Origin of the sequence: Nostoc sp. NMS7, from assembly GCF_017115085.1 — a bacterium.
Classification (GTDB): domain Bacteria; phylum Cyanobacteriota; class Cyanobacteriia; order Cyanobacteriales; family Nostocaceae; genus Nostoc.
On the sequence record NZ_JABXKJ010000117.1, the window covers coordinates 22,502 to 31,116 of the forward strand.

Annotated in this window: 4 protein-coding genes and 1 pseudogene; all 5 read left to right on the forward strand. The window is 43.0% G+C overall.

Features of this window, described 5'->3' with window-relative positions:
• Nucleotides 1–27: 27 nt before the first annotated feature.
• Nucleotides 28–1,965, forward strand: a complete 1,938-nt coding sequence (locus tag HWQ38_RS12170) for an Eco57I restriction-modification methylase domain-containing protein (RefSeq protein ID WP_292793652.1) — start codon at nt 28–30, stop codon at nt 1,963–1,965.
• A gap of 854 nt (nt 1,966–2,819) precedes the next feature.
• Nucleotides 2,820–4,388 carry an ammonium transporter gene (locus HWQ38_RS12175; RefSeq protein WP_292793654.1) on the forward strand — a complete coding sequence of 523 codons (1,569 nt, stop codon included), beginning with the start codon at nt 2,820–2,822 and terminating at the stop codon, nt 4,386–4,388.
• Between the two features lie 187 nt (nt 4,389–4,575).
• Nucleotides 4,576–5,181 carry a flavodoxin family protein gene (locus HWQ38_RS12180; protein ID WP_292793656.1) on the forward strand — a complete coding sequence of 202 codons (606 nt, stop codon included), beginning with the start codon at nt 4,576–4,578 and terminating at the stop codon, nt 5,179–5,181.
• A gap of 88 nt (nt 5,182–5,269) precedes the next feature.
• A complete protein-coding gene (locus HWQ38_RS12185) occupies nt 5,270–6,643 on the forward strand; it encodes a glycerophosphodiester phosphodiesterase (RefSeq protein ID WP_292793658.1) in 1,374 nt (457 codons plus the stop codon).
• A 503-nt stretch (nt 6,644–7,146) separates the two neighbouring features.
• Nucleotides 7,147–8,543 (forward strand): annotated as a pseudogene (locus tag HWQ38_RS12190) (IS110 family transposase).
• Nucleotides 8,544–8,615: the final 72 nt, after the last annotated feature.

Here is an 8,615-nt window from a genome sequence, read left to right on the forward strand (position 1 = left end):
ACTTGATCGCAATTAAGAAGACAGACCGTGATCGTCCCATCAAGCAGTAAAGCATTAGTAGCAAGTCATAACAGTAGTTTAGAGTTTACCAGCCTCGCAAAACTATCAAGTGGAAACTTGCTTGCAGAAGTCGATCTTCGTCGGGCTGTAGTAAGTTTAAAGCTAAGGCAAGATAAAAAAGTGTCGATGGGTCAGTTTCTGACTCCCGCCTCAGTAGCCCAATTGATGGCTGAGATGTTTAATCGGCTGGATTTACCGGAAATATCCTTGCTTGATGCTGGAGCCGGAATCGGTTCATTACTAGCCGCTTTTGTAGCAAAAGTATGCCAGCAGCGAAAACACACGTCAAGTTTGCGCGTTGTAGCATACGAAATTGACCCTTTTCTAATTGGATATTTGCATCAGACTCTAGAGTTATGTGAGAGGGAATGCGAAGATGTGGGTATTTCCTTCAATTACGAAATTCGTGAGACTGATTTTATTGAAGATGCAGTTAGGCTACTTCAGGTTAGTTTATTGAATAGTGCGATGCCTACGGCAGTAAACTACGCAACAGAATTTACCCATGTTATTCTCAACCCGCCTTATTTGAAAATCAATGCTCATTCCCAGGTGCGCGAATTGCTGCGTTCCATCGATTTGGAGACTAGCAATCTTTATACTGGTTTTATGGCTGCTACAGCGCAACTTCTAAAACCAAGTGGGGAGTTTGTAGCGATTACCCCGCGCAGTTTTTGCAATGGGCCATATTTCCGTGACTTCCGCAAGATGTTTTTAGAGACGATGGCTTTAGAACAAGTACATCTTTTTGAGTCGCGGCAAGAAGCATTTAGTGACGATGATGTTTTGCAGGAAACTATCATCATCCAAGCTATAAAACAAAGGGAAAAGTCTAGCAGCATAATTATCAATACAAGTTCTGGTGCTAATGATGACTTGATCATGTCACACTCTTTACCATATACAGAGTTAGTTCACCCCGATGATCTAGAGCAGTTTATTCATATTATTCCAGATAAGATTAGCCAGCAAATCGTTCAGCGAATGGCTCTTTTCACCTGTACTTTGAAAGATTTAGGGCTAACAGTTTCAACCGGGCGGGTAGTAGATTTTCGAGCAAAAGATTATCTAAGGACAAATTCAGAAAACAATACTGTTCCTTTAATTTATCCGGTGAATTTATCGAATGGATATGTAGAGTACCCAAAAATAACCAAAAAGCCCCAATTAATAGTGTATATAGAAGAAACAGCAAATCTTCTAATACCAAATGAGCATTACGTCTTATGCAAAAGATTTTCATCGAAAGAAGAGAAAAGGCGTGTTGTTGCGGTGGTTTATGATGCCAACCAATTTAATTATGCCTATGTCGGCTTTGAAAATCACTTAAATTACTTTCACAAAGATGGGCGTGGACTTAGTATTACCTTGGCTCGTGGGCTTGCTGTTTATCTCAATTCAACTCTAGTCGATGCTTTTTTTCGGTTGTTCAATGGGCATACTCAGGTGAATGCAACAGATTTGCGAAAATTAAAGTATCCTGATTTGCAACAGCTATTGTCTTTAGGGACGGGGATTAAAGAGCAGTTTCCTTCTTTGCGGGAAATTGATGAACTTATCGAAAATCAGCTACTGAGTATGTCAAATCTGTCAGAGAATAATCCAATTGCAACTAAATCTCGAATTGATGAAGCGCTGCAAATCTTGAAACAATTGGGCTTTCCACAAGCACAGCTTAATGAACGATCAGCTTTAATTCTTCTAGCGTTGCTTGACTTAAAACCGAGAGACTCTTGGCAATTAGCAACTTCCCCTTTGATGGGAATTACGCCGATGATGAACTTTATGGCTCAACATTATGGCAAAACCTATAAACCCAACACACGGGAAACAGTTCGCCGCCAGACAGTGCATCAATTTCTGGATGCAGCTTTGGTGAATATCTATTGCAGGCTTACCAAATAGAAAAGAAGCAAACTTCCTGAAGATACAGGATAACTCAGGTGTCTGTTGTTTGCTCAAACTGGCTAACAGCCGCAATCGCACACAGCAGCAAGAAAATGCCAAGCTGATAGTTGCACATTTGTTTGACAAATCTATGACAAATTAATGACGCAAATGTGACGAGATTGATTATGCTACTTAAAAGTAACAATTTATTGACTTATTGTATATAAAATTAATAATATTCTGGATGGTTTTATTTTAATATCTGGAAATACTGATACCGTAAAGGATACAACTGTTCTATCTGATGTAGCGAGAGTAACTTCCTGCAACTTAACCTAAAAAAACGTATTAAAAGATACAGTTTTTTAGAATAAGTAAGTAAATAATTAGTCAAATTTATTAGTGTATTCCTGTAGGTAAACGTTTAGATGTTTACCCAATATCAGGATTTTTGATATTAAAACACTCTAATCAACGTCTTGTCAAAAAAGTTCGTTGATGCAGATGCTGTTGCAATTATTCTAGCGTGAGCGACTATCGGTTTCGAGACAATTACGCTCAAGTGTATTTAACATAAATACCTTCAAATTTTTCCTCAGCAGCTTTTTTGACAATTGAGATTAAGGTTGTTTAAAAATACATTACCTGGATGGAGGTTTTACTTAGTGGGTAACAAGAGAAGCAGACTAAAAACTATCTTATTTAAGGCTTGTAGTTCTTTGGGAAAAAATAGCTTAAATTGCCTCAACATATTTGGCTCTTTGGTAACAAGCTTTATTGTCTTTTTCGTGAAGGCGGGATCTACCCCACTCAAGAAAGGCTTTTTCCTCTTTAAGCATCAGCAATTCCCCACAATCAAGAAAATGCCAATGACTGTTGGGCAAAGTCAGCAAGTTAACAAGTTGGCAAGATTGCGACAGCGTTTACGTGACCCAGAGTGGAGGCGCTACGGTTACTTACTACTGCTGGGCAAGGCAATGGCTATTATCATGCTGTTCATGATATTTACCTTGATCCCCAATTTGATGGAAACACCAGCCCTGGCAGCTGATCCAGTACTCAGAGGCAATGACATTGTTAACCCGATTAATACACTCTGGACACTGCTAGCAGCCTTCCTAGTATTCGCAATGCAGGTAGGTTTTACGATGCTGGAAGCAGGTTTCTGTCGCTCTCGTGAAACCGTCAACGTCTTGATGGAGTGCATCGTTGACACCTGTCTTTGCGGGTTACTGTTCTATGCCTGGGGCTTTGCTTTCATGTTCAGTCATGGTAATGGCTTGATTGGACTGAATTGGTTTTTCTTGCAAGGGTCTCCTGCCACCTATGAAAGTACAGGCGTAGCGTTTCTGGCCTTCTGGCTGTTTCAGTTCGCCTTTGCAGACACCTGCTCGACGATTACCTCTGGGGCGATGATTGGGCGGACAGGATTTATTGGCGATCTTCTCTACAGCTTTGGCGTTTCTGGATTCATCTACCCAATTATCGGACACTGGGCTTGGGGTCCAGACGGTTTTCTGGCAACGATGGGCAGCAAAGACGGTTTCCTGCCTTTCTTAGGAATTGGCTTCCATGACTTTGCAGGCTCTACAGTTGTTCACACCATTGGGGGATTCATTGCCCTGGCGGGTGCGATCGCTCTCGGTCCACGTTTGGGTCGGAGCTTCAAGCGCGACGGTGGCGGGCCGATGTTGCCCCATGACCTTGTAATTGCGGCTTCCGGCGGTCTGATTCTGTGGTTCGGCTGGTACGGTTTCAACCCCGGCTCGACACTTTCAGCGATGGACTTTGTGGGGACTGGACGGGTTGCCGCCAATACTACCTTGGCAGCATGTGCAGGCGGTCTGTCAGCACTGTTTTTCGCTTATCCGAAAACAAAAAAGTGGGATTTGAGTTTCACAGTCAACGGGTTCTTGGCGGGCTTGGTTGCGATCACTTGCCCCTGCTATTGGGTGAATCCGACAGGTTCTATTATCATTGGGGCGATCGCTGGCGTAGTTGTAATTCTAGGAATAGACCTCTTGGAATGGCTTCGGATTGACGATCCCATCGGTGCAGTTCCTGTACATGGTTTTTGCGGCATCTGGGGAACGTGGTCGTTGGGCTTGTTTGCCACTGGTGAATTCGGCGCCACTGGCCCGATCGCACCTGATGTCTCTGCACCGTTAAGAGGTCTGCTTTATGGTGGGGGGATACAGGTTTTGAGCGCACAAGTTATCGGCAACCTAATTATTACTGTGTCTACATTCGCTGTGGCAATGGGGTTGATGTATTTGGTAAATTTGACCGGGACTCTGCGTGTGTCGAAAGAAGGGGAATTGTCAGGTTTGGATTTACACGAGCATGGCATACCAGCCTACCCTGAATATGTCATTAGTTCAGCAGCTAACCCTGGCAGTTCTGCATTAGAAGAAGTGAATAAGCCAAGCGTACTCTAAATAGAGATTATGCCAAAAATCCATCAGTTTTCATCCCCATCACTCGGTGGGGCTTTTTTATGGAATATGTGTAATCGGTGCGTCAAAATATTGAGTTGATATTAGGGGGCAGGTCTTTAAGATTAACTACTTTACTTTCCTAGCCATTAGTCCTTATGATATTCCTCGTTCAGTTTCAGTCAAAAATTTGACTAAAGCTCTTATGCCAACCATTGCGATCGTCTATTTCTCTGGTGCAGGTCATACTCATCTTATGGCCCAAGCTATTGCCGAAGGTGCTTTGAAAGTTGAAGACACTACTGTTGAATTGTTGCGGATTACTGGAGAGCAGATTATCAACGGTCGTTGGAAAAACGATCAGGGACTAGCAACTCTCAATCAAGCTGATGCAATTGTTTTTGGCTCTCCCACCTACATGGGTGGTGTAGCAGCTCAGTTAAAGGCGTTTATCGATGCCGCTAGCGAAGTTTGGTTCCGACACGGATGGAAAGACAAAATTGCTGCGGGATTTACACACTCTAGCTCTCCTAGTGGTGATAAGCAAGGCACACTGCTCTATTTAGCTACCAATGCAGCCCAGCACGGCATGATTTGGGTAAATGTCGGCGATTTACAAAGCTTTTTGTCTGGTAAAGATGATGGGGTGAATCGACTGGGGGGATTTTTAGGTGTTATGGGTCAAAGCCAACTCGATACTAGCGGCAAAGAACCACTGTTAGATCCGGGTGATTACCTGACTTCACTACGCTTTGGGCAACGCATTGCAGAGGCAACTAAACGTTGGGTAAACTAGCTGCCGATTGCAGAGTTTAAACTCTCGTAAACCTTGTTTTAACCTCGAAGTCTCAAACTATAGAGCATAGATTTCCGAGGTTTGAAACATGCTTCGACTCAAAGGTTATGTATTATTTCTGTGCTTTTTTCTAGCATTATCTGTTTCTGTCATTCTAGGGAGTATGAATTTTGTTCAGGCTATTGACAGCCGCAACCCAAACTTTCCCAAGCTAAATACTCTATATGGACAACCGCCGATAGTAATTGGTCATCGTGGTGGTGGAACTGGTTATCGTCCAGAACATACGGTGGGAGATTTTGGACATTATCTGATTGGTTCTCACAACTTAGGAATTGAATTTGGTGCAGACTACATTGAACCAGATTTGGTAGTAACCAAAGATGGAGTCTTGATTGTTCGCCACGAACCTCTATTGGCAACAGTGAAAACAGATAACAATGGCAAGATTGTTTACGATGATCGTGGGAAACCTACTATCCAAGAAGCCACAACAAACGTTGCCGATGTTTCGGAATTTGCTAAACGTCTAACAACCAAAGTCCTTGACGGGAATCGTGTTACAGGTTGGTTTGCAGAAGACTTTACTTTAGCTGAGATTAAGAAACTGCGGGCAATCGAGCGCCTCCCCAAGATTCGTCCTCAGAATACTCAGTATAATGGTGTGTTCCAAATCCCTACTTTTGACGAAGTTATCAACCTTGCCAAACGCAGCGAAGCAAAAACTGGTCGGAAAATTGGTATCTATCCCGAAACTAAGCACCCGACATATTTTGCGGAAGCTGGTAAATATTTAGATGGCACTCCTATCCATGTTAATACTTCACAACTTCTGATTGATCGGTTGGTTGCCAACGGCTACACTAATCGCGATCGCATTTTTATTCAATCTTTTGAAGTCTCTAATCTGAAAGAATTAAAAAATAAGATCATGCCTGCTGCTGGAGTCGATATTCCTCTGATTCAGTTAATTGATAGCAGTGGCGCTCCTTATGACTTTATTTACCACAAGGTTGCTCAAACCTACGCTGATCTGATCACTCCTAAAGGGTTGACCCAAATTAAAACTTACGCAACTGGAATTGGGCCTGACAAACGGCTAATTGTCCCTGCCTCTGCACGATTGAATAACCAAGGTCAACCGATTGATATTAATGGAGATGGGCAGATTAGCGATGCTGATAAGTTCCTCGGACAGCCAACTTCCTTAGTTAGTGATGCTCATAAAGCTGGCTTGCTACTCCATCCTTACACCTTCCGCAGCGATTCATATTTTCTGTCCCCTGACTACCACGGGCAACCGCTTCGTGAGTTTGAACAGTTCATTAAGTTAGGAATAGATGGCTATTTTACTGACTTTGCTAATTTTGGATACGTTGCCAAGCAACAAGCGATACATCGTCCCGTGAACCTCAAAGAATTAGAATATGGGAGCTTCCAAAAATCAACTAACCCACAGTAACGTCATCCGTCAGAGGTTAGAATAAAGCGCCTTTTATCAATCAGCTAAAATATCCCGCTTTTGTCACTCTCCGAAAACAAAAATTAAAAGCAATGTTTAAAACTCTGACTGGGATTGGGTTTGTGGCTTTATTTTCTAAGATGATAGATATAATCATTGCTTTAGACTGAAACTCTTGTGTAGCAAAGATTCCATGTTTTTATCTAGGGAAAGTGACAGAAGCTGTTTACGGACGCTATCGCTTCCGTTATGGATGGAAGAAACAAAATTAAGAAGCACCGAAAAGAATTACACTTTTATTGTGTCCTGACAGTTAAGACCGATCCCCCAATGGTGCTTTATCGCCCGTACAGAAGCTTGGTTCTGGGTTGAGACGGTTATGACATTGGTGAAATGGTTGCTGCCATTATCCCGTTTAGGAGACTGTATTCATCCGTCAACCCAGGTCAGGGCACACCTCCAATTGCTAGTATGACTCCGCATTAGAGAGGGAGCCTTTGATGATGAAAACACCAAAGTCCAAATCCCATTCCCATCAACCAAGTGCGAATGAAACTTCTGACTTAAGACCAATCAACCCAAATGCAGCGGGTATTGATATCGGTTCAGAATTTCACTGGGTGAGCGTTCCAAAAGATAGAGCATCCGAGAGTGTCAGACGTTTTGGCTGTTAGACTGCTGAGTTGTATGCTCTAGCTGATTGGTTGGCTGAATGTGGAGTGAAAACTGTAGCAATGGAATCAACGGGGGTATATTGGATTGCCTTGTTTCAAATCTTGGAGACAAGGGGCTTTGAAGTCAAACTTGTCAACGCCCATCACGTTAAAACATTGCCTGGACGTAAAACAGATATTTTAGATTGTCAATGGTTGCAACAGTTGCATAGTTATGGATTATTGTCTGGTTCTTTTCGCCCAGAAGACCAAATTTGTGTATTACGAAGTTATATCCGCCACCGAGATAGTCTCATCAAAAGTGCTTGTGTTCACATTCAACGGATGCAAAAAGCTTTAACCCAGATGAACGTGCAACTGCATAAAGTTGTCAGCGATATCACTGGTATTACTGGGATGGCAATTATTCGAGCGATCGCCGCTGGAGAAAGAGACCCACAAATTTTGGCAGCTAAAAAGCATTACCGCGCTAAACGCTCGGAAGCAGAAATTGCCGCCGCACTGAATGGGGATTATCGCAGTGAGCATGTTTTTGTACTCCAACAAGAACTACAGCTCTACGATGTTTATCAAACTCAGATAGCAGCTTGCGACCGCCAAATACAGGAGTGCTTGGCTCAATTTAGCGACAAAGTTAATTTGAATGAATCTCCGCTTCCGCAACCAAAGCACCTCCGCCATAAGCCCCAAGGCAATGAACCTGCTTTTGATTTACGTACCCATCTTTACCGAATTAGTGGTGTGGACTTCACGGGCATTGATGGTCTTGGTATCCTGACAGTGCAAACCATTATTTCTGAGGTCGGTTTAGATCCTGCCCGATTCCCAAGTGTTAAACACTTTACTTCCTGGCTTGGTCTTTGCCCTTGCAATCGCATCACTGGTGGTAAAATTAAGAGTTCTAAAACTCGCCTTGTTCTCAACCCGGCTACCAATGCTTTCCGAATGGCAGCACAAACAGCAGGTAAGAGCAATTCTCTGCCTTGGGTGCTTTTTATCGTCGTTTACGTTCTCGCCTGGGTACACCCAAAGCTATCACTGCTACTGCTCATAAGTTAGCACGGATTTTCTACCGACTTTGGACATCTGGAGGTGACTATCAAGATCCTGGCATGGATTATTATGAACAACGTTACCAAGAACGAGTCGTCAATAACCTCCAGAAAAAAGCTCTAGCTTTAGGTTTTGAGCTTGTTCCCCAGCCCGAAGCAAATACGGTTTCTTAGGAGCAACTGCACAGGCGGCACTGCCACCCGCTATGAATGAAAGAAACTATTTTGAGGCGACTAATGAACGGG